This is a genomic window from Gemmobacter sp. LW-1, assembly GCF_001303875.1.
Taxonomy (GTDB): Bacteria; Pseudomonadota; Alphaproteobacteria; order Rhodobacterales; family Rhodobacteraceae; genus Gemmobacter; species Gemmobacter caeni.
This window is the reverse complement of the sequence record NZ_LJSC01000036.1, coordinates 35,940-57,645: the sequence shown is the minus strand read 5'-3', so window position 1 is coordinate 57,645 and position 21,706 is coordinate 35,940. Positions and strand designations below refer to the sequence as shown.

General features: G+C 65.9%; 19 protein-coding genes. 11 read left to right on the top strand and 8 right to left on the bottom strand.

Annotation, left to right across the window (positions count from 1 at the left end):
• Window positions 1-22: 22 nt before the first annotated feature.
• The 5 genes from AO684_RS08585 to coaBC all read left to right on the top strand — a co-directional run bounded on the left by AO684_RS08585 (window position 23) and on the right by coaBC (window position 7,398).
• Complete coding sequence (locus tag AO684_RS08585) at window positions 23-2,206, top strand: alpha-ketoacid dehydrogenase subunit alpha/beta (protein WP_054302340.1); 2,184 nt, start codon at window positions 23-25, stop codon at window positions 2,204-2,206.
• Window positions 2,203-3,234, top strand: a complete 1,032-nt coding sequence (locus AO684_RS08580) for an ACP S-malonyltransferase (RefSeq protein WP_054302339.1) — start codon at window positions 2,203-2,205, stop codon at window positions 3,232-3,234. The genes AO684_RS08585 and AO684_RS08580 overlap by 4 nt, the downstream gene beginning before the upstream one ends.
• Window position 3,235: 1 nt before the next feature.
• Window positions 3,236-4,735, top strand: a complete 1,500-nt coding sequence (locus AO684_RS08575) for an aldehyde dehydrogenase family protein (RefSeq protein ID WP_054302338.1) — start codon at window positions 3,236-3,238, stop codon at window positions 4,733-4,735.
• 156 nt (window positions 4,736-4,891) lie between these two features.
• Window positions 4,892-5,971, top strand: coding sequence for a saccharopine dehydrogenase family protein (locus tag AO684_RS08570; RefSeq protein WP_054302337.1), 1,080 nt, complete (start codon window positions 4,892-4,894; stop codon window positions 5,969-5,971).
• Between the two features lie 227 nt (window positions 5,972-6,198).
• Window positions 6,199-7,398, top strand: coding sequence for a bifunctional phosphopantothenoylcysteine decarboxylase/phosphopantothenate--cysteine ligase CoaBC (gene coaBC / locus AO684_RS08565; RefSeq protein ID WP_054302336.1), 1,200 nt, complete (start codon window positions 6,199-6,201; stop codon window positions 7,396-7,398).
• Here the strand turns inward: coaBC and AO684_RS08560 are convergent, their stop codons facing one another.
• The gene (locus AO684_RS08560) at window positions 7,399-8,241 is read right to left on the bottom strand and encodes a protein-disulfide reductase DsbD domain-containing protein (RefSeq protein WP_235451249.1); all 843 of its coding nucleotides are present in this window, start codon (window positions 8,239-8,241) and stop codon (window positions 7,399-7,401) included.
• Window positions 8,242-8,372: 131 nt separating this feature from the next.
• Between AO684_RS08560 and AO684_RS08555 the strand changes: the two genes are divergently transcribed.
• Window positions 8,373-8,927 carry a YqgE/AlgH family protein gene (locus tag AO684_RS08555; protein ID WP_054302335.1) on the top strand — a complete coding sequence of 185 codons (555 nt, stop codon included), beginning with the start codon at window positions 8,373-8,375 and terminating at the stop codon, window positions 8,925-8,927.
• Window positions 8,928-8,968: 41 nt separating this feature from the next.
• Here the strand turns inward: AO684_RS08555 and AO684_RS08550 are convergent, their stop codons facing one another.
• A complete protein-coding gene (locus AO684_RS08550; protein WP_054302334.1) occupies window positions 8,969-10,030 on the bottom strand; it encodes a quinone-dependent dihydroorotate dehydrogenase in 1,062 nt (353 codons plus the stop codon).
• Window positions 10,027-10,365, bottom strand: coding sequence for a DUF952 domain-containing protein (locus AO684_RS08545; protein WP_054302333.1), 339 nt, complete (start codon window positions 10,363-10,365; stop codon window positions 10,027-10,029). Before AO684_RS08545 ends, AO684_RS08550 begins: the two co-directional genes overlap by 4 nt.
• 171 nt (window positions 10,366-10,536) lie before the next feature.
• On the opposite strand from AO684_RS08545, the gene AO684_RS08540 reads away from it, so the two are divergent.
• From AO684_RS08540 to AO684_RS08530, 3 genes are all read left to right on the top strand, one after another.
• Window positions 10,537-12,120: a bifunctional UDP-sugar hydrolase/5'-nucleotidase gene (locus AO684_RS08540; protein WP_054302332.1), complete on the top strand. Its 1,584-nt coding sequence runs from the start codon at window positions 10,537-10,539 to the stop codon at window positions 12,118-12,120.
• A 129-nt stretch (window positions 12,121-12,249) separates the two neighbouring features.
• Window positions 12,250-13,617 carry an aspartate aminotransferase family protein gene (locus AO684_RS08535; protein WP_054302331.1) on the top strand — a complete coding sequence of 456 codons (1,368 nt, stop codon included), beginning with the start codon at window positions 12,250-12,252 and terminating at the stop codon, window positions 13,615-13,617.
• 3 nt (window positions 13,618-13,620) lie between these two features.
• Window positions 13,621-15,015 (top strand): glutamine synthetase family protein, encoded by a 1,395-nt coding sequence (locus AO684_RS08530; RefSeq protein WP_054302330.1) that lies wholly within the window; start codon window positions 13,621-13,623, stop codon window positions 15,013-15,015.
• Window positions 15,016-15,146: 131 nt separating this feature from the next.
• On the opposite strand, the gene AO684_RS08525 is transcribed toward AO684_RS08530, so the two are convergent.
• The 5 genes from AO684_RS08525 to AO684_RS08505 all read right to left on the bottom strand — a co-directional run bounded on the left by AO684_RS08525 (window position 15,147) and on the right by AO684_RS08505 (window position 19,547).
• Window positions 15,147-16,052, bottom strand: a complete 906-nt coding sequence (locus tag AO684_RS08525; protein ID WP_054302329.1) for a peptidoglycan DD-metalloendopeptidase family protein — start codon at window positions 16,050-16,052, stop codon at window positions 15,147-15,149.
• A gap of 9 nt (window positions 16,053-16,061) precedes the next feature.
• Window positions 16,062-16,661, bottom strand: coding sequence for a recombination mediator RecR (gene recR / locus AO684_RS08520; RefSeq protein ID WP_108128196.1), 600 nt, complete (start codon window positions 16,659-16,661; stop codon window positions 16,062-16,064).
• Entirely contained in the window at window positions 16,658-17,002 is a 345-nt protein-coding gene (locus AO684_RS08515; protein WP_054302327.1) for a YbaB/EbfC family nucleoid-associated protein, read from the bottom strand. The genes recR and AO684_RS08515 overlap by 4 nt, the downstream gene beginning before the upstream one ends.
• A gap of 50 nt (window positions 17,003-17,052) precedes the next feature.
• Window positions 17,053-18,813 carry a DNA polymerase III subunit gamma/tau gene (locus AO684_RS08510; protein WP_054302326.1) on the bottom strand — a complete coding sequence of 587 codons (1,761 nt, stop codon included), beginning with the start codon at window positions 18,811-18,813 and terminating at the stop codon, window positions 17,053-17,055.
• 65 nt (window positions 18,814-18,878) lie between these two features.
• Window positions 18,879-19,547 (bottom strand): FkbM family methyltransferase, encoded by a 669-nt coding sequence (locus tag AO684_RS08505; RefSeq protein WP_161806004.1) that lies wholly within the window; start codon window positions 19,545-19,547, stop codon window positions 18,879-18,881.
• A 175-nt stretch (window positions 19,548-19,722) separates the two neighbouring features.
• On the opposite strand from AO684_RS08505, the gene AO684_RS08500 reads away from it, so the two are divergent.
• Both AO684_RS08500 and AO684_RS08495 read left to right on the top strand, forming a co-directional pair.
• Window positions 19,723-20,049, top strand: a complete 327-nt coding sequence (locus AO684_RS08500) for a DUF3775 domain-containing protein (protein ID WP_054302324.1) — start codon at window positions 19,723-19,725, stop codon at window positions 20,047-20,049.
• Between the two features lie 419 nt (window positions 20,050-20,468).
• Window positions 20,469-21,692 (top strand): DegT/DnrJ/EryC1/StrS aminotransferase family protein, encoded by a 1,224-nt coding sequence (locus tag AO684_RS08495; protein WP_054302323.1) that lies wholly within the window; start codon window positions 20,469-20,471, stop codon window positions 21,690-21,692.
• Window positions 21,693-21,706: the final 14 nt, after the last annotated feature.

Genomic DNA, 21,706 nt, shown 5'->3' with positions numbered 1-21,706 from the left:
ATGATCAACAACAGGGGCCGGCATGGATCGCGCCGATATCGTTCACGACAATTTCCTGCGCCGCATCGCGTCGCGGGACTTTCCGCATGGCCGCGCTCCTTCGGGGGCGCTTTCGGCGTTTCAGGCGGTGGAAATCTACCGCGCCGCCTGTCTGAGCCGGGCGCTGGACCGGCAAAGCCGGGTGATGCAGCGGGCCGGGCAGGGGTTCTATACCATCGGCTCGTCCGGGCATGAGGGGCTGGCGGCGGTGGCTGCCGCGCTGCGCCCGACCGACATGGCCTTCCTGCATTACCGCGATGCCGCTTTCCAGATCGGCCGCAGCGCGCAGGTGCCGGGGCAAAGCATTGCATGGGACATGCTGCTGTCCTTCGCGGCGTCCAGCGAAGACCCGATTTCCGGCGGGCGGCACAAGGTGCTGGGGTCCAAGGCGCTGAGCATTCCGCCGCAGACATCGACCATCGCCTCGCATCTGCCCAAGGCCGTGGGCGCGGCCTATGCCATTGGCGCCGCGCGGCGGCACCGGCCCGAACATGCCGAACTGCCCGACGATGCCATCGTCTATTGCAGCTTCGGCGATGCCTCGGCCAACCATTCCACCGCGCAGGGTGCCTTCAACACCGCGCAATGGACCTCGTATCAGTCGATCCCGCTGCCGCTGCTGTTTGCCTGCGAGGACAATGGCATCGGCATTTCCACCAAGACGCCGAAAGGCTGGATCGGGGCGAGCTTCCAGAACCGTCCGGGGCTGAAGTATTTCGCCTGTGATGGGCTCGATATCTTTGACACTTTCGCCACAGCGCAGGAGGCGGCGCATTATGTGCGGACCCGGCGCAAGCCCGCCTTCCTGCATATCCGCACCATCCGGCTTTATGGCCATGCCGGGGCCGACATGCCCACGACCTACATGCCGCGTGAGGAGGTGGAGGCCGAAGAGGCGCAGGACCCGCTGCTGCATATGGTACGCGGGCTGGACCAGATGGGCGCGATGACGGCCGAGGCTGCCTTGCAGGTCTATACCGACACCAATGCCCGTGTGGCCCGCATCGCCGCCGAGGCCGTGACGCGCCCGCGTCTGCATGATGCGGCGGGGGTCATGGCTTCGCTGATCCCGCCGAAGCGCGATTGCGCGCCGACCAACGGCCCCTCGTCCGAGGCGCGTGCGGCGGCTTTCGGCAGCGACATGAAGCAGATGGCCGAGCCGCAGATCATGTCGCGCCTCATCAACTGGGCGCTGACCGACCTGATGCTGGCCCACCGCGAAATCGTGATGATGGGCGAGGATGTCGGTCGCAAGGGTGGCGTCTATGGCGTGACGCAGAAGTTGCAGGCCCGCTTCGGGCCGGACCGCATGATCGACACGCTGCTGGACGAACAATCCATTCTGGGCCTGGCCATCGGCATGGCGCAGAACGGCTTCATCCCGATGCCGGAGATCCAGTTCCTCGCCTATCTGCACAATGCCGAAGATCAGTTGCGCGGCGAGGCGGCGACGTTGCCGTTCTTTTCCAACGGGCAATATACCAACCCGATGGTGCTGCGCATCGCCGGGCTGGGCTATCAAAAGGGCTTTGGCGGGCATTTCCACAACGACAACTCCTTTGCCGTTCTGCGCGACATTCCGGGGCTGATCCTCGCCTGCCCGTCAAACGGGGCGGATGCGGCGCGGATGCTGCGCGAATGCGTGCGGCTGGCGCGTGAGGAACAGCGGCTGGTGGTGTTTCTGGAACCCATCGCGCTGTATCCGATGCGCGACCTGCATGCCGACAAGGATGGCGGCTGGATGCAGACCTATCCCGACCCGTCAGAGGTCATCCCTTTCGGGCAGGTGGGCAGGCATGGCGCGGGAACTGATCTGGCCATCGTCACCTTCGGCAACGGGTTTTACCTCAGCCGACAGGCGGAACCCGCGCTGGCGGCGGCTGGCGTCAAGACGCGCATCATCGACACCCGCTGGCTGTCGCCCCTGCCGAAAGAGGCACTGACCGAGGCGGTGAAGGGCGCGAAACGTATCCTGATCGTCGATGAAACCCGCCACACCGGCGGCTTTGCCGAGGCGCTGATGGCGCATTTCCACGAGGCTTGCTCCGGCACGCCGCTGTCGCGCCTGACGGCCGAGGACAGTTTCATCGCCACCGGCCCGGCCTATGCGGCCACCATGCCCTCTGCCGCGCAGATCGTCGCGGTGGCGCAGGAGATGATGAAATGAAAACCGCGGTCGTGATCTGCCCCGGACGGGGCACCTATACCAAGACCGAGCTGGGCGTGCTGGGCCGGCACTTCCACGACAAGGCGCTGCTGGCGAATTTCGACGCCCGCCGCGCCGCCCTGGGGCAGGAAACCCTGTCGGCGCTGGATGGCGCGGCCAGCTATTCGGTGGCGAAGCACACGCGGGGCGACAATGCCAGCGCGCTGATCTATGCCGCGACGCTGGCCGATTTCCGCGCGATCGAAGGGGTGGAGGTGGTCGCCGTCACCGGCAATTCGATGGGCTGGTATTCGGCGCTGGCCTGTGGGGGCGCGCTGACGCCGGAAGGCGGGTTCGAGGTGGTCAACACCATGGGCACGCTGATGCAGGAACGGCTGATCGGCGGCCAGATCATCTATCCCTTCATGGGCGACGATTGGCGCCCCGACCCGGCCCGCAAGGCCGAGATCATGGGCATCGTCGCCGGCATCGCCGCGCGCCCCGGTCATGTGCTGGGCCTGTCGATCGACCTTGGCGGCATGCTGGTGCTGGCGGGGAACGAGGCGGGGCTGAAGGCGTTTGAAACCGCCGTGCCGCCGGTGCAGGGCCGCTTTCCCATGCGGCTCGCCAATCACGCGGGCTTTCACACCGCCATGCAGGCCCCGGTGGCCGAGGCCGGGCGCGCCCGCCTTGCCCCCGCCCTGTTCGAGCAACCGAAGATCCCGATGATCGACGGGCGCGGCCATATCTGGTGGCCCGGCGCCTGCGACCTGGCTGCACTCTGGGACTACACGCTCGGGCATCAGGTGGTGGAGCCTTACGACTTCACCCGCGCCATCACCCATGCGGCGCGCGAATTCGCGCCCGACCTCTTTGTCGTCACCGGCCCCGGCACCACATTGGGTGGGGCGGTGGCGCAATCGCTCATCCTTGCCAATTGGCGCGGGATGGGTGGCAAATCCGATTTCCAATCACGGCAATCCGCCGATCCCCTTCTGGTTTCGATGGGGATGGAGGATCAACGCCGACAGGTCACCAAGGGAGACTGATATGACCCATGCCGACATCCTTCAGGCCAACGGCCTGACCCCAGCGGAACTGACCGGCGGCACGCTGGCCGTGCGCTCGCCCATCGACGGCGAGGTGGTGGCCCATGTCCACGAAACCGACGCGGCCGAGATGCCCGCGATCATCGCGAAATCGCAAGCCGCCTTCCGTGCCTGGCGCACCGTGCCGGCCCCGCGCCGCGGCGAACTGGTGCGCCTGCTGGGCGAAGAACTGCGCGCCAGCAAAGAGGCTTTGGGCGCGCTGGTGACGCTGGAGGCGGGCAAGATCACCTCCGAAGGCCTGGGCGAAGTGCAGGAGATGATCGACATCTGCGATTTCGCCGTCGGCCTGTCGCGCCAGATCTATGGCCTGACCATCGCGTCGGAACGCCCCTCGCACCGGATGATGGAAACCTGGCACCCGATGGGGCCTTGCGGCATCATCTCGGCCTTCAACTTCCCCGTCGCGGTCTGGTCTTGGAACGCGGCCCTGGCGCTGGTGTGTGGCGACCCGGTGATCTGGAAACCGTCCGAGAAAACCCCGCTGACCGCCATGGCCAGCATGAAGATCATGGAACGCGCGCTGGCCCGCTTTGGCGATGCACCCGAGGGGCTGGTGCAACTGGTGATCGGCGGCCCGGCCATCGGCGAGGCGCTTGTTGCGTCGAAAGACGTGCCGATCCTGTCAGCCACCGGCTCGACCCGGATGGGCGGCATCGTTGGCCCGAAGGTCGCCGCGCGCTGGGGCCGCCCGATTCTGGAGCTTGGCGGCAACAATGCGATGATCGTCGCGCCTTCAGCGGATCTGGATATGGCGGTGCGCGCCATCGCCTTTTCGGCGGTTGGCACGGCCGGTCAGCGCTGCACCACGCTGCGCCGCCTGATCGCACATAACTCGGTCCGTGCCGAACTGGTTGAGCGTCTGACCAAGGCCTATGCCAGCCTGCCCATCGGCGACCCGCGCCGCGCGACCACGCTGATCGGCCCGCTGGTCGATCATGCCAGCCGCGACCGGATGCTGGCGCAGATCGAGAAGGCCCGCGCCGAGGGTGGCACCGTCCATGGCGGCCAGACCGTGACCGAGGACGTGCCGCAGGGCGGCGCCTACGTCACCCCCGCCTTGATCGAGATGCCGCAGCAGACCGACACCGTGCGCGAGGAAACCTTCGCCCCGATCCTCTATGTCATGGGCTATGACACGCTGGACGAGGCGCTGGCGATCCAGAACGACGTGCCGCAGGGCCTGTCGTCCTGCATCTTCACGCTGAACATGCGCGAGGCGGAAACCTTCCTGTCGGCCGCCGGGTCGGATTGCGGCATCGCCAATGTCAATATCGGCCCTTCGGGCGCCGAAATCGGCGGTGCCTTTGGCGGCGAGAAGGAAACCGGCGGCGGGCGCGAAAGTGGCTCGGACGCCTGGAAGGGCTATATGCGGCGCCAGACCAATACCATCAACTACGGTGCCACCCTGCCGCTGGCGCAGGGCGTGAAGTTCGACTTCTGATCACATCGGGCGGGCTGTCATTTCGACGGTCCGCCCGGCATTCTGCCGAAGAAACGCTTCACTTCGGGCGCTATGCCGGGCGCATTCGGCACTCCCCTCGGTCATTCTGCCAGATATGCGCCTCCGCAAAGGCGGAGCAGGAATGAGGGAAATACAATGTCTTTCAACAAGATCGCGGTACTGGGGCTTGGCAAGGTCGGCCATCTGGCGGCCGAGCTGCTGGTGGAAAGCGGCTTCACCGTCACCGGCATCGACGCCCGCGACACGAAGGCGGGCTTTGCGACGAAAACCGTCGACCTGTCGGATACCGCTGCGCTGAAAGCCGCACTGGAAGGACAGGAGGCGGTGCTGTCCTGCCTGCCTTACCACCTGAACATTGGCGTCTCGACCGTCGCACACGGCCTGGGCCTGCATTACTTCGACCTGACCGAAGACGTGCCGACGACGAAACACATCCGCGAACTCGCCAAGACCTCGAAGGGTCTGATGGCGCCGCAATGTGGCCTTGCGCCGGGCTTCGTCGGGATCGTGGCCGCCGATCTGGCGAACCAGTTCGACAGCGTGCGCTCCATCAAGCTGCGCGTCGGCGCGCTGCCGCAGAACCCGACGGGCCTGCTGGGCTATGCCTTCAACTGGTCGCCCGAAGGCGTGGTGAATGAATACCTCAATGACTGCGAGGTGATCGAGGAAGGCGTGCTGAAAACCGTCTCGGCGATGGAATGGACGGAAGCCATCTATATCGACGGGATGCAGCTTGAAGCCTTCACCACCTCGGGCGGCCTTGGCACCATGTGCGAAACCTATCTCGGCAAGATCGAGAACCTTGATTACAAGACCATGCGCTATCCGGGCCATGTGCAGTTGATGAACTTTTTCTTCCATGAACTGCTGATGCGCGAGAACCGTGCAGAGGCCGGGCGCATCCTGACCAATGCGAAACCGCCGGTGGACGAGGACGTGGTCTATGTCCACGTCGCCGCCGAGGGCCGGGTGGATGGCCAGATGCGTCGCAAGGAATTCGTGCGCAGCTACTATCCGGTCGAGATTGGCGGCAAGTCCCGCACCGCGATCGCCTGGACCACCTCGGCCTCGGTCGTTGCGGTGATCGAGATGGTGCGCGGCGGCGCCCTGCCGCAACAAGGCTTCCTGAAGCAGGAGGACATCCCGCTGAAACCCTATATGGACACCCGGACCGGCCACTACTACCAGATCGGCCACCGCGCCCGTCACGCCTGAAACGCCGGTCAGGCGGAGCGCGGCCCTGCGGGGCCGCGCAAACCTTTTCATCTTCCGGCTGCGCCGGGGTGCCTCCGGCGGGAGTATTTTTGCAAGAAGCAAAGGGCCTTGCTTCTTGTCCAAATACTCATGCGACATTGCCGTTCTGATTTCGGCCGGGCAGAGGCGCCCGGTTGAGTTTCCGGGTTTTGCCCCCTACACCTTCGGTAACGGGTTGGAGAGGCGCGATGCTGGCAGGAAAACGTATTCTTCTGATCGTCGGCGGCGGAATCGCGGCTTACAAGGCGCTGGATCTGATCCGGCGGCTGCGCGAGCGGGGCGCCAGCGTGCGGGCAGTGATGACGGCGGCGGCGCAGGAATTCGTGACGCCCTTGTCCGTGGGGGCGCTGACAGCGGATCATGTATTCACCGATCTGTTTGACCGGCAGGACGAACAGGATGTAGGGCATATCCGGCTGGCGCGTGAGGCCGATCTGGTGGTGGTGGCGCCCGCGACCGCCGATCTGATGGCGAAACTTGCCAACGGTCATGCCAATGATCTGGCGTCTGCCGTCTTGCTGGCGACGGACAGGCCGGTGCTGCTGGCGCCCGCGATGAACCCGCGCATGTGGGCGCATCCGGCGACACGGCGCAATCGGGTGGTTCTGGCCGGGGACGGGGTCTTGTTCATCGGGCCGAACCGGGGCGAGATGGCCGAGGCGGGCGAAGCGGGCGAGGGGCGTATGGCCGAACCCTTGGAGATTGTTGCGGCAGTCGAGACCGCGCTGGGCGGTGGGCCGCTGGCGGGGCGGCATGTGCTGGTCACTTCGGGGCCGACGCATGAGCCGATTGATCCGGTGCGCTATATCGCCAACCGCTCCTCCGGGGCGCAGGGCACGGCCTTGGCGGTGGCGTTGCGTGATCTGGGGGCGGATGTGACCTTTGTCACCGGCCCGGCAAGTGTGCCGCCACCTGCGGGGGTGCGGGTTGTACGGGTGGAAACCGCACGCGAGATGCTGGCGGCGGTGGAGGCGGCGCTGCCGGCTGAGGCCGCGATCTTTGCGGCGGCGGTGGCGGACTGGCGTGTGGCCAATGCCGGGGTGCAGAAGATGAAGAAGGATGGCTCAGGCCGGGCGCCTGCGCTGGAATTCGCGGAAAATCCCGACATTCTGGCAACGGTGTCCCGGCTTGCCGAGGGGCGGCCCCGGCTGGTCGTGGGCTTCGCGGCCGAGACGGAAACCGTGGTGGAGCATGCGACGGCCAAGCGGGCGCGCAAGGGCTGCGACTGGATCGTGGCCAATGATGTCAGCCCGTCGACCGGCATCATGGGCGGGGCGGAGAATGCAGTGGTCCTGATCACCGGCGAGGGTGCGGAGGTCTGGCCACGCATGGGTAAGGACGCCGTGGCGCGCCGGCTTGCCGCGCGGATCGCGGCGGCGCTGGGCTGATCACTCCACCGGGCAGCCGGTAACTTCGAGCGCTTCGGTGGCAGACAGCACGGTAAGGCGCAGCGTCGCCGGGTCGAAGCTCAGTGGTGTGCCGCGCGGCGGTTCCATTTCCGCAACAGCGACCAGTTCGTTGCCTTCCCGACGCACCTCGGTATCCGAGACCCAGAGGCTGCCGCCCGGTTCCATCACCACGGTTTCCGGAGAGGTGGCCGCAGGAAGGTGCAACCGGGCAGTCACCCGAAGGCCGTCCCCGGTGGGGGTAAATTCACAATGCAGCTCCGTCAGCCCGGCCTCTGTGGCGGGGCGGGGTTGTGCGGCCAGCGCGGCGGTGATCAGGCCATCGGGAGCCCCCGGACCCGTCAGGTCAGCGCCGAGTTCCAGTGTGGCGGGCATGCAGATGTCATTGCAGACCCCGAGCTCCATATCCGCGCGCAGGGACACTGGCCTGCTCGGGTCGGCGGGGGTGATCTCGACCGGCAGCACGACTTCATCGCGGTAGCCGATGGTCTGCATCCCGAGAAAATCGAACACTTCGGGGCGCGGCCAATGCACCTTGACCGATCCCAGATTGCTGGAACCCGCCCAGTCAAACACCGGCGGCACTCCGGCATCGCCGGGGCTGCGCCAATAGGTCTTCCAGTGCGGCGCAAGGCGCAGATGCAGGGCCGCGAAATGGCGTCCGTCCGCCTCGCGCCAGCCGGGGCGCAGCTCGGCTTGCAGGATGTCGGCCTGGGTCGGCACCTCGGCCAGGGCTGGCAGGGCGGTCAGGGCGAGCAGGGGGGCGAGGAACGGGCGCATCATCATGGCGCCAAGATAGGCATCGGGGGCGGAATGCGAAATCACATTCCGGCGACAGTGGCGTGTGCGTGTCCTGCATGCCGCAGGGGCGCGTGCCGGCTGGCGCCGATGTCGGGAACCGGGGGCTTGAGGCCCGCCGGGCTTCGCGCCATATGATAGGGCGAAGGGAGATCGTCATGGACCTCGCCGGAGCCTTGCTCATCTCGATGCCCGCCATGGGCGATCCGCGCTTTGAGAAAAGCGTCATCCTGATCTGTGCCCACAGTGACGAGGGCGCGATGGGCCTTATTGTCAACAAACCCTCGCAAGAGCTCGATTTCGCAGGGCTTCTGGAGCATCTGGAAATCCCTGCAGCGCCAGAGGGGCGTGATATTCGTGTGCATTTCGGCGGGCCGGTGGAAATGGGACGCGGCTTCGTGCTGCATTCCGCGGATTACCGGGCGGTTGGCGGCACGATGCAGGTGGCGGGCGGCTATGCGATGACCGCGACACTGGACATCCTTCAGGAACTGGCGCAGGGCGGCGGGCCGCGCGATGCGTTGCTGGCCCTGGGCTATGCGGGCTGGGGGCCCGGGCAGCTTGAGGCTGAAATCGCGCGCAATGACTGGCTGACCACCGAACCGCCGCCAGGCCTGATCTTCGCGGCCGATGACGGTGGCAAGTGGTCGGCGGCGCTGAAAGCGATGGGAATCGATCCGCTGGTGTTGTCGCCCTCTGCCGGGCGCGCCTGATCGCCGGGCGACGCAAATTTCTTCTTGAAGAAATTTGCGGCTCAGAGCCAGCGGTCGCGCCCGGTGCCGACCGCGCCGGCAAGGGTGGTGAAGCCTTCTCTGGCCGCGATGGCATCCATTCCGCGCGCGATGCGGGCAGCAAGCGAGATGCCCTCGTACACCATGGCGGTATAGACCTGCACCGCCGTGGCCCCGGCGCGGATTTTCTCCCACGCCTGTTCCGGGCTGGAGATACCGCCCACGCCGATCAGGGGCAGGCGGCCCTCGGTCAGCGCCGAGAGGCGGGCAAGAACGCGGGTCGATTTCTCGAACAGGGGGGCACCGGACAGGCCACCCGCCTGATCGCGATGGGGCGAGGCCAGCCCGTCGCGCGACAGGGTGGTATTGGTGGCGATGATGCCGCTGATCCCTGATTCCAGCGCGACACCGGCGACGTCTTCCAGTTCGCCCTCTGACAGATCGGGGGCGATCTTCAGGAAAACCGGCACCGGGCGGGCCAGACCGGCGCGCACCTCCATCACCCCGGCCAGCAGTGCGGCCAGCGCAGCGCGGCCCTGCAGGTCCCGCAGCTTTTCGGTGTTGGGCGAGCTTACGTTGACGGTGGCAAAGTCGATATGAGGGCCGCAGGTGGCCAGAACCACGCCGAAATCGGCGGCGCGGTCGGCCGAATCCTTGTTGGCGCCAAGGTTCAGCCCCACCGGAACCGGTCCCTTCGGGCGAAGAGCCAAACGCGCCGAGATGGCGCAGGCGCCTTCGTTGTTGAACCCGAAGCGGTTGATCGCGGCGCGGTCCTCGCTCAGCCGGAACAGGCGCGGTTTCGGGTTGCCGGGCTGCGGGCGCGGTGTGGCGGCGCCCACTTCCAGAAAGCCGAAGCCGGACCGCATCAGTGGGTCCAGCGCGACGGCATTCTTGTCGAACCCGGCGGCAAGCCCGACCGGGTTGGGCAGAGCCATCCCGGCCAGATCGGTCGCCAGACGCGGCGAGGTTACGACGCCTGGCAATGGAACAAGCCCGCTGCGCAGCGCGGTCAGCGACAGGCCATGGGCACGCTCGGGGTCACAGCGATGCAGGGCGGCGAGGCCCAGGGTTTCGATCAGGCTCAAATCACGCCCTCGGGGAAGATATGGCCGGAAATGCCCAACGGCAGGGATTTGTCCCACACCACATCGGCAAGGCGGAGAGGCCGGTAAAGATGCGGGAACAGCGCGCCACCGCGCGAGGCTTCCCATTTCAGGTCGGGGCCGAGGCCGTCGCCCTTGACGGCGACCAGTACGAGATCGCTTTCCGACGCGAACCATTTGGCGGCGGTTTCGACCACCTGACCGGCGGTCGAGAAATGGATGAACCCGTCCGCCAGATCGACGGGGGCGCCCGCAGTCTGGCCCGCGGCGCGGAAGGCATCCCATTCGGGGCGGCGGAAGATCTTGTAGATCAGCATGTGGCCTGATTGCACCGTGCAAGGCTTTTGGTCAATGCCTGCCGGGCTTGCGCGGAAAATTGCTGGTGGTCACGCTGTCGTGATCTTCCTGCGGCAAGGCAGGGCAGAAGGCTTTGACACGCGTCCGCCCACCGCGCAGTCTGGACCGATCAACCTGAGAGGGAGCTTTGGATGTTCGCACGATTTTATCTTGGCGCAGCGACACTTGCGCTGGGTGCAGGTGCCGCGCAGGCCGATTACACGCTGCATATCCTGCACATCAATGATTTCCACAGCCGGATCGAGGCCGTCAACAAATACGACAGCACCTGTAGTGCCGAGGAAGCCGCCGAAAATGCCTGTTTCGGTGGCGTTGCGCGGATCAAGACCAAGGTGAACGAACTGCGCGACGGGATTCGCGCCGCCGGAGGCAATGTCATCGTGCTGGACGCGGGGGACCAGTCGCAGGGCAGCCTGATGTTCACCACCTACAAGGGCGATGCCGAGGCCGATTTCATGAAAGAGATCGGATTCGATGCCATGGCGCTGGGCAACCATGAATTCGACAGCGGCCCCGAGGGCGTCGTGCCGTTTCTGGAGCGGGCGGGGGTGCCGGTGATTTCCGGCAATCTGGATTTCAGCCAGAACAATCTGCTTTCGGGCCGGGTGCAGAAGCATCTGGTTCTGGAAGTTGGGGGCGAGAAGATCGGTATCGTTTCGGCGCTGGCGACCGATACGCCCGAAACCGCCTCGCCGGGGCCGACCGTGATCTTCAGGGATGACATCGACAGTCTGAAGGGCGACGTGGCCGAACTGGAGGCGCAGGGCGTCACCAAGATCATCGCGCTGACCCATGTGGGTTACAAGCGCGATCAGGAAATCGCGGCCGGGGTGCCCGGTCTTGACGCGGTGGTGGGCGGGCATTCCCATACGCTCCTGTCCAACACCGATGAAAAGGCGGCGGGGCCCTATCCGACCATGGTCGGCGCGGTGCCGGTGGTCACGGCCTATGCCTATTCGAAATACCTCGGCCATCTGGAACTGACCTTCGACGATGTCGGTGTGCTGAAAGAGGCAAAGGGCGAACCTGTGCTGCTCGATGCCTCGGTCGTGCCGGATGCGGCGGTCGAGGCCAGGGTGAAGGAGCTCGCCGGGCCCATCGAAGAGCTGAAGGGCAAGGTAGTGGCCGAAACCGCCGAAGCCATCGACGGCTCGCGCGATTCCTGCCGGGCGGTTGAATGCCAGATGGGCAATCTGGTGGCCGAGGCCATGCTGGACCGTGTGAAGGATCAGGGCGCGCAGATCGCCATTGCCAATGGCGGGGGGCTGCGGGCAGGGATCGACGCCGGCCCCGTGACCATGGGCGAGGTTCTCACGGTGCTGCCGTTCCAGAACACGCTGTCCACCTTCACCGTCGATGGTGCGACGATTGTCGCCGCGCTGGAAAACGGGGTGAGCCAGATCGAGGAAGGCGCAGGTCGCTTCGCTCAGGTGGCCGGGCTGAAATACACCTTTGATCCGGCGCAACCCGCAGGCAGCCGCGTCTCGGACGTGCTGGTGAAGGAGGGCGACGCCTGGGGACCCATCGACCCGGCCAAAGACTATCTGGCAGTGACGAACAACTATGTCCGTGGCGGTGGTGACGGCTACAAGATGTTCATTGACGCCAAGAACCCCTATGATTTCGGGCCGGATCTGGCGGATGTGACGGCAGATTATCTGGCGAAGAATGCACCCTACACGCCCTTTACCGATGGGCGCATCACCCGCAAGTAAGGCGGCTTTCGTCTTTGCCTGATCACGCGGCCTCTGCCCGGGGCCGCGTGTGTCCTTTGAGGGGCGCCGAATGGCGCTTGAATTTGATCAAATCATGCCGCATAACCCCGTCATTCTGGAGGATGGACCATGACGGATTCCGTGCGGATCGCTGGGGTTGAGGTGACGCGGCTGCGGGCCATGGCCGCGCGCGAGGCGAAACGCTACGCTGCGGCCCGGCCGAAAACCCGCGCGGCGCTGGACGCCGGGGCGGGAGCCTATCTGGGCGATGTGCCGATGCACTGGATGCGGGACTGGCCGATGCCCTTTCCGATGCTGGTGAAACGGGCCGAGGGCGCACGGCTGACCGACGTTGACGGCTTCCGCATTGACGATTTCTGTCTGGGCGATACCGGCTCGATGTTCGGCCATTCCCCGGCGCCGGTGGCAAGGGCCATCCGCCGTCAGGCCCGGCGCGGGCTGACCTATATGCTGCCGACCGAAACCGCGCTGGAGGCGGGCGCGCTGCTGAACCGCCGCTTCGGCCCCTATCGCTGGCAGATCGCCACCACAGCCACCGATGCCAACCGCTTTGCCCTGCGCGTGGCGCGGGCGGTGACGGGGCGGCCGAAGGTGCTGGTGTTCAACGGCTGCTACCATGGCACCGTGGACGACACGATGATCGAGCTGCGCGACGGTCATACACACGCCCGGCAGGGGCTGGTCGGGCAGGTCGAGGATCTGTCTCTGGTCGCCGAAGCGGTAGAGTTCAATGATCTTTCCGCCGTGGAGGCCGCGCTGGCCAAGGGCGATATCGCCGCCATCCTGACCGAGCCGGTGATGACCAATTCCTGCATGGTGCTGCCGCAGGCGGGGTTCCATGACGGGCTGCGCACGCTCAGCCGCCGCTATGGCGCCCTGTTGATCATTGACGAGACGCATACGATTTCCTCGGGCCTTGGCGGTTACAGCCGGGTGCATTCGCTGTCGCCCGACATCTTCGTGGCCGGAAAATGCGTGGCGGGCGGGATGCCCACCGCCGTCTGGGGGATGACGGACGAGGTGGCCGCGCGCTTCGCAGAATATGACGCGCACCGCCCCTCCGGCCATTCCGGTATGGGCACCACGCTTTCGGCCAACCCGATGCAATTCGCCTGCCTCAAGGCCAATCTGGCCGAGGTTATGACGCCCGAGGCTTATGCTCATATGGAAAAGGGCGCCGAACGCCTTTCGGCCGGTCTGCGCCGCGTGATCGAGGCGCACAGAGCCCCCTGGCATGTGGTTCGCGTTGGTGCGCGAGTGGAGTTCATTTGCGCCCCCGGTCCGCTGACGAACGGCGCCGAAGCCGCGACTGCCCATCAGCCCGAACTGGAAGCGGCCATCCACACCGCGCTGCTGAATCGCGGCAGCCTGATCGCCCCCTTCCACAACATGATGCTGGTCAGCCCGGTCACCCGAAAACGCCAGATCGACCGCCTGATTGCCGCCTTCGACGAAATCCTCACCGAATTGTTCTGAGACATGACCGATACTCACAGCCCCTCCGGCTCGACGCTCGCCGAGGCCGAAGCCTTTCTTGCCGCCCACCCCGAGATTGAAGCCTTCGACATCGTGCTGCACGACGCCAATGGCATCGGACGCGGCAAGATCATCCGCCGCCACGAATTGCTGTCCTTTTACAAGGGCGGGCGGCATCTGCCGATCTCGATTCTGGGTCTCGACATCTGCGGTGAGGATGTGCACGAAACCGGGCTGATCTGGGATCAGGGCGACGGCGACCTGCGCGCCTGGCCGATCCCCGGCACGCTGAAGCCCTTGCACAACACCAACCCGCCGCGCGGCGAGGTCTTCATGTCGATGTATGATCTCGACGGCAACAAGATGACCTCGGACCCGCGCCACGCCCTGCAACGGCAGGTCGACGCGCTGGCCGCCGAAGGGTTGCACCCGGCGGGCGCTTTCGAGCTGGAGTTTTTCCTGCTGGCCAATGACCGCGACGCGAACGGCAAGATGGTGCCGGCGCGCGATGTGCTGGATGGCCGTCCGTCTTCCAAGACCGAGGTCTATTCGGTCGATCACCTGCACGGGATGCTGCCGCTGTTTTCCGACATCTACGCAGCGGCGGGGAAGGCGGGGATCACGGCGGAAACCCTGATTTCCGAATATGCCCCCGGCCAGTACGAACTGACGCTGCATTACCGCGAGGATGTGATGCAGGCGGCGGATGATCTGATGCGCCTGAAACGCATCGTCCGGGCGCAGGCGCGGGCACATGGCGTGACCGCCTGCTTCATGGCCAAGCCCAACGAGGATTATGCAGGCTCCGGCATGCATTTCCATGTCTCGATGCAGGATGGCGAAGGCCGCAACGTCTTTGTCGAGGCGGTCGAAGGCCAGTGGTCCGACACCATCCTGCACGCGTTGGGAGGACTGCGGGCGACCATGGGCGAAAGCATGCTGGTCTTTGCTCCGCACGCAAACAGCTGGCGCCGTTTTGCCGCGCAAAGCTATGCGCCGGTCAGCCCGACATGGGGGGTGAACAATCGCTCCGTCGCGTTGCGCATCCCGGCTGGTGACATCCGCGCCCGCCGGATCGAACACCGCCCCGCCGGGGTGGACGCCAACCCCTATCTGGTCGCCGCCACCGTGCTGGCCGGCATCCGCAAGGGCCTGGCCGAAAAGCTCGACCCCGGCCCGGAAACCACTGGCAATGGATACGAAGGCGGGCAGGACGCGCCGCCGATCCCGGTGGACTGGCGTTCTGCCATCGAGGTGGCAAAGGGCTCGGCCTTCCTGAAACAGGCACTGGGCGAGGACATGCACCGCACATTCACCGCGATCAAGGCAGCCGAATATGCCCGCGTTGCGCGCACGGTGTCAGAGGTTGATTTCGACCTTTACCTGCATACGGTCTGACCCCCGTCGCCGCGCCGGGTGGCGCTGTCGGATTTTGAGTATTTGGGCAAGAAGCAGGGGACAGGGCGTGCGCTTTGCCGTTTGCTTCTTGTAAAAATACTCAAATTACCCGGCCGGGGCGCCCCGCGTGGTCAGCGGGCAAAGGCGCCTTCCGGCAGCCGCAGGATCAGGTTCGGGTCGGGGCAGATGTCCTGCCAGACGTCCCACAGGCTTTCGTGTCCGACGCCGAAGAAGTTGCCATCGGTCTGTTCCAGCATGTCGGTCATGATCTGAAAATGCAGATGCGGCGCCCAGCCGCCGTTTTCGGGCCAGTCGCCCAGATGGGCGATGATCTGACCGGCGGCGACGGTCTGGCCGGGTTCGCAGAGGCCGGGCAGGCTGGCGCCGAGGTGTCCGTAGAGCGTGAAGAACCTTGTCTCAGCCGCCTCGTGTTCCAGGATCAGCGTGTGGCCGTAGTCCAGCGGGTCGGCGTTGTAGGTGACGGACAGAACGCGGGCGGGCAGGGGCGCGTGGACCGGCGTGCCGGCCGGTGCAAAGACGTCGATCCCCATATGGATCATCCGCCGTTCGGCGCTGGCGGCATCGGCGAATTGCGCGGCGGTATAGACGCTGCGTTTCTCGCCATAAGGGCCGAGGCCATAATCGGCGCCTGTTGCCGCGAACCAGCGGTCGAAGGCGGTGTCGGAATAGGCGGGCATGTCGGGCATCTGGCCGCCGGTCAGCAGGGCGATATGTCGGCTGGCGGCGATTTCCGGCTGGAAGACGGGCGCCACTTCGGCCTGTGCCAGCCAGTCGCGTATGGCGGCGGCATTGCGTGTGGCGGGCAGGCCCGCGCCCGCGCGCAGCACGGCACGGAGAAGCCCCTGATCGACGGAGGCCAGCCGTGCCGCCTCGGGCGCGTCGCCCAGGGCGGCCAGCAGCGCGGGCAGCAGCACCTCGACCTCAGCCGGGGGCAGGCCGGTTCCGGCGCGGCGCAGGGCGGCGTAAAGGTCGTCCTGCCCGGTCAGGCTGGCGGCGATGCGGTCGATGTCTGCCATGTGGGGCCTCTAAACCTGTCTGCGGGCGCGCAGGGCCGCGCCGATCGTACCATCATCGAGATAGTCAAGCTCGCCGCCCACCGGCACGCCCTGCGCCAGCGAGGTAATGCGCACGCCTGTCGGCTCCAGCGCGTCGGCAATGTAATGCGCGGTGGTCTGGCCATCGACGGTGGCATTGAGCGCAAGGATTACCTCGGCCGTTGCCTCGTCCCGCACGCGGGCCACCAGTGCGGGGATGCGCAATTCGTCGGGGCCCGTGCCATCCAGCGCGGACAGCGTACCACCCAGAACGTGATAGCGGCCGCGAAACACCCCTGCGCGTTCCATCGCCCAGAGGTCGGCCACATCGGCCACCACACAGATCTCGCCGGTCTGGCGTTTCGGGTCGGCGCAGATCGGGCAGAGGTCGGAAGTGCCGATATTGCCGCAGGTGGCGCAGTCGCGCGCGGTCAGCGCGACATGGGCCATGGCCTGTGCCAGGGGCGCCATCAGCGGTCCGCGCTTCTTCAGAAGCGTCAGCACCGCGCGCCGGGCCGAACGGGGCCCAAGCCCCGGCAGCCGGGCCATCAGCCCGATCAGATCCTCGATGTCCGAGGGGGCGGTCATCAGAAGGGCAGCTTGAAATCGGGCGGCAGGCCCAGCCCTTCGGTCATCTTCGCCATTTCCTGCTGGCCGCGCTGTGCCGCCCTGGCTTGCGCGTCCTTGATCGCGGCGACGATCAGATCCTCCACCACTTCCTTTTCGGAAGGCACGAGGATGGTCGGGTCGATGTCCAGCCCGGTGATGTCGCCCCTGGCGGTGCAGCGCGCCTTGACCAGCCCGGCCCCGGCCTCGCCGATGACCACGCTGTTGGCGAGCGTTTCCTGCATTTCGGCCATTTTGGCCTGCATGTCCTGCGCGGCTTTCATCATCTTGGCCATGTCGCCAAGCCCGCCCAAACCTTTCAGCATCGCATCCTCATTGTTCTGTCTGTGGAAGATAGGGCGCCGCCGGGGCGGGCTCAATCCTCTTCGAAGGGGTCCCATTCATCCTCGACCTCGGGCAGGGCCTGAACGGCGGCTTCCTGCGCCATGGCTTCGGGCGTGCGGATTTCCGTGATCTTCGCGCCGGGGAAGTTCGCCAGCACCGCCTGCACGAGCGGGTTTTGCAGGGCTTCCGCTTCTGCCGCGCGGCGGTCCGCGTCGCGGGTTTCCGCTACGGTTGCCGCCCCGCCGGTGGAGACGACCGAGACACCCCAGCGCGCGCCGGTCCAGCCTTGCAGCCGCTGCGACAGCGTGGCGGCAAGATCGGAAGGCGCGTCAGCCGTCGGTTCGAACTCGATCCGGCCAGGGGCGTATTTCGCCAGCCGCACATGGCGTTCAACCGCGAGAAGCAGCGTCATGTCGCGCTTGTCGCGGATCAGGTCCAGTACATGATCGAAAGTGGCGTAGACGGTCAGCCGGTCCTCGGCCACCGCCAGCGCGGCACCGCCCTGCATGGTCGCTCCCATGGCAGGGCCGCGGGCGGGCGCCATCATGCGGGCGGGGGCATGAACCATGCCACCACCCCCACCCCCGCCAGCCGGGGCGCCGCCGCCTGGCCCCGGTGCGGGCGGCGGGCCGGATTGCAGGCGACGGATCAGCGCCTCGGGGTCGGGAAGATCGGCCACATGGGTCAGCCGGATCACCGCCATTTCGGCGGCCATCATGGCGTTCGGGGCCAGCCCGACTTCCTCGATGGCCTTGAGCAGCATCTGCCACATCCGTGACAGCACCCGCATCGGCAGGCGCTGGCTCATGTCAAGGCCACGGGCGCGTTCGTCAGGGGGAACGGTCGGATCATCCGCTGCCTCGGGCGTGATCTTGATGACTGAAATCCAGTGTGTGATCTCGGCCAGATCGCGCAGAACCGCCATCGGATCGGCACCATCGGAGTATTGCGCCGACAGTTCGGCCAGTGCGGCGGGGGCATCGCCCCGCATCACCATGTCGAAGAGATCGAGCGTGCGGCCCCGGTCGGCCAGCCCGAGCATGGCGCGCACCTGATCGGCGGTGGTTTCCCCGGCGCCGTGGGCAATGGCCTGATCCATCAGGCTCATCGCGTCGCGGACGGACCCTTCTGCGGCGCGGGTAATCAGCGCCAGTGCATCGGGGGCGAGCTTCGCGCTTTCCTTTTCCGCCACCTTCGCCAGATGCGCCATCATCACCTCGGGTTCGATCCGTTTCAGATCGAACCGCTGGCAGCGGCTGAGCACGGTCACCGGCACCTTGCGGATTTCGGTGGTGGCGAAGATGAATTTCACATGCGGCGGCGGCTCTTCCAGCGTCTTGAGCAGCGCGTTGAAGGCGCTGTTCGACAGCATGTGAACTTCGTCGATGATGTAGATTTTATAGCGGGCCGAGGCGGCGCGGTAGTGGACGCTTTCGATGATTTCGCGGATGTCGCCCACCCCGGTGCGCGATGCGGCGTCCATCTCCATCACGTCGACGTGGCGGCCTTCGGCAATGGCACGGCACTGGTCGCAGATCCCGCAGGGTTCGATCGTCGGGCCACCCTGACCGTCGGGGCCGATGCAGTTCAGACCCTTGGCGATGATGCGGGCAGTCGTGGTCTTGCCGACACCGCGCACCCCGGTCATCACGAAGGCATGGGCGATGCGATCCGCCGCAAAGGCGTTCTTCAGCGTGCGCACCATCGCCTCTTGCCCGATCAGATCGGCGAAAGTGGCGGGGCGGTATTTGCGGGCCAGAACCTGATAGCCCTGCGCTGCGGTTTCGGACATGGCATTCCCTTCGTCTGTCCGGCCAACCTAAGGGCTCGGGCCGCCGCCGTCCATGGCCTGCGCGGTCAATGCCAGTCCCAGTTCACCCTCGGTCGCGTCAGGTTGCGGGTCCGGGCCTTCAGGGCGCGGGTGCGGGCCGCGAGCGCGCGCACCACCCGTTCATGCGATTCGATGAAGACCTGATCCACACGCGCGAAATCCGGGCATTGCAGCAGCGCCTCGATCAGCGGCACTTCCGCCCCCTCGATGTCGATTTTCAGCACCGCAACCTCGCGGTTCAGACTGGCGAGGAAGCGAGGAAAGCCGATCATCTCCACCTCATGCGGGCGGCCAGGGTCCATCTTGTGCTTGTCGGAAAAGATGGAGGAGGAACTGGTGCGCCGGTCAGGCGCGGCATCGAAATCCGTGCGGCGATAAAGGTTGATCCTTCCATCCGCCACACCGGCCGCAGCAGGGATCAGCCGCACATTCGGGCGGGTTCCGACCCGCGCCTGCAACAGTGAGAAGGCATGCGGATCAGGTTCGAAGGCGATGACATCCGCCCCGGTTTCGGCCAGCCGTTCCGTGTAGACCCCGACATTTGCGCCAAGATCAATCGCCAGTGTACCGGGCCCAAGCCGGGACAGGGCAGTTTCGAAAGCCTCGAAGGCTGCGCGCCGGGCCCGGGCCTTGCGTCCGGTCAGGCGGGACAGAAGGTAATCGGCTTCGGTATGAAGGGTGTGGAAAAGCTGCATGAGGGTCCATCGTTGGCGCGCTGCAAAGGTGATCATTCGCGCGCGCCATTTCCAGCCCCCTCTCGGGTGAAAGTCTGGAAATTCGGCAGCACATCGCGGGCCGGTGCCAGGGTGGCCATGCTGCCACTTGCATTCGCCCGGACACGGGCGCAGCATGACGCAACAGGAGGTTCCCATGATCGAGATTAGCCCGGCCAAGGTGGTGCATGTGATCTATCAGTCCCGTGAGGGCGATATGGGCGACCGCGAGTTGCACGCCTTCATCCGCGCGCTGAACGAGGATGAGCAGGCGCATCTTGTGGCGATCGCCTGGGTCGGGCGTGGGGTCTACGAGGCTGGCGATTACGCCGAGGCGCTGGCCACAGCCTACCGCGAACGCGCGGTGCCCACGGACAAGTATCTGATGGGCATGCCGCATCTGGCGGAAAACCTTGAGGCGGGGCTGGAGGCCATGGGCATCGACGTCAGCGCGGAAGAGGAATCCTTCCTGCGCGACCACTGACCGGGCAGGGGTCATGCGCCATTGAAACGTGTCGCAAGCAGAACTGGCATGCCTGAAATTCAATATTTTGCCGCCTGACGCCCGGATCGACAAAGGGCCAAGGTTCGCCGTTTAAGGCTTCCTTATTTTCGGGGGCTTCTGACGCCATATTTCACTTAACTACTGATACAAATGAAACCACACATGATGGCGAGGCCGAAAGGTCTGGGCGTGTCGATGCTGGATTGAGCCTCAACTCTCGCGACGGAGCGGGGGCTGCGCTTGGTCGGGCGCTGTTCCCAACCCGCTTGCGTATGCGTGTGAAGAGAATCGCCTCATTCATCTTCATCACAAGAACTTCTCTATGCCATGCCGCACCAGTCAGGCCGGGGGCCAGTGCTGCCGTTGACAGTCGCGTGGCGCGGGTGCAGAGGTCAGGGATGGAACGCTTTACCGGCAGCTTCACCCAGCAGGAACCGATCCCTGACACCGCCATCGCCGCGGCGCTGCGGGTGATGCAGTCGGGCCGCCTGCACCGCTATAACACCGCCCCGGACGAGATCGCCGAGACCGCCCTGCTGGAGGAGGAATTCGCCGCCGCCACCGGCGCGCGCTATTGCCTCGCCGTCGCTTCGGGCGGCTACGCGCTGGCAACCGCTTTGCGGGCCATGGGGGTGCAACCCGGTGACAGAGTGCTGACCAATGCCTTCACGCTCGCCCCGGTGCCGGGGGCTATCGCCTCGGTGGGTGCGGTGCCGGTTTTCGTGGGCGTCACGGAGGGGCTGGTGATCGACCTCGACGATCTTGCGGCCAAGGCAGAGGGGGCCCGCGTGCTGATGCTCAGCCATATGCGTGGCCATATCTGCGACATGGGGGCGCTGATGCGCCTGTGCGACGCGCGCGGCATCACCGTGATCGAGGATTGCGCACATACGATGGGCGCGACGTGGGACGGGCAGCTGACCGGGCGCTGGGGAGCGATGGGCTGCTTCTCGACCCAGACCTACAAGCACATGAATTCGGGCGAGGGCGGGCTGATCATCTCTGACGACCCGGCGCTGATGGCACGGGCGGTGCTGCTGTCGGGCAGCTACATGCTTTACACCCGCCACCGCGCCGCGCCACCAGCCGAGGCCTTTGCCGACCTGCGGCTGACGACGCCCAACATCTCGGGCCGGATGGACAATCTGCGCGCGGCGATTCTGCGGCCGCAACTGGCCGATCTGCCGCGCCAGTGCGCGCGCTGGAACGAGCGCTACCGGGCGGTCGAGGCGGGGTTGGCCGAAACGCCCGGCCTGACCCGGATTCAGCGCCCTGCGGCGGAGGGTTTTGTCGCCTCCTCCTTCCAGTTCCTGCTGCTCGACTGGACGCCGGAGGCGATCCGCGCCGTGATCGCCCGCTGTGGCGCGCGGGGGGTGGAACTGAAGTGGTTTGGCGCCCCTGAACCCGTCGCGTTCACCAGCCGCTATGACAGCTGGACCTACGCACCCAGCGCCCCGATGCCCGCGACCGACCGCATCCTGCACGGGATCATCGACATGCGCCTGCCGCTGACCTTCAGCCTTGAGGATTGCGCCCAGATCGCGCGTATCATCCGGGCGGAGGTTTCGGCAGTGTTCCAGGGCGACACCAGCGCCCCTGACCTGACACCCCGCGCAGATTGATCTGTCGCCGGGGG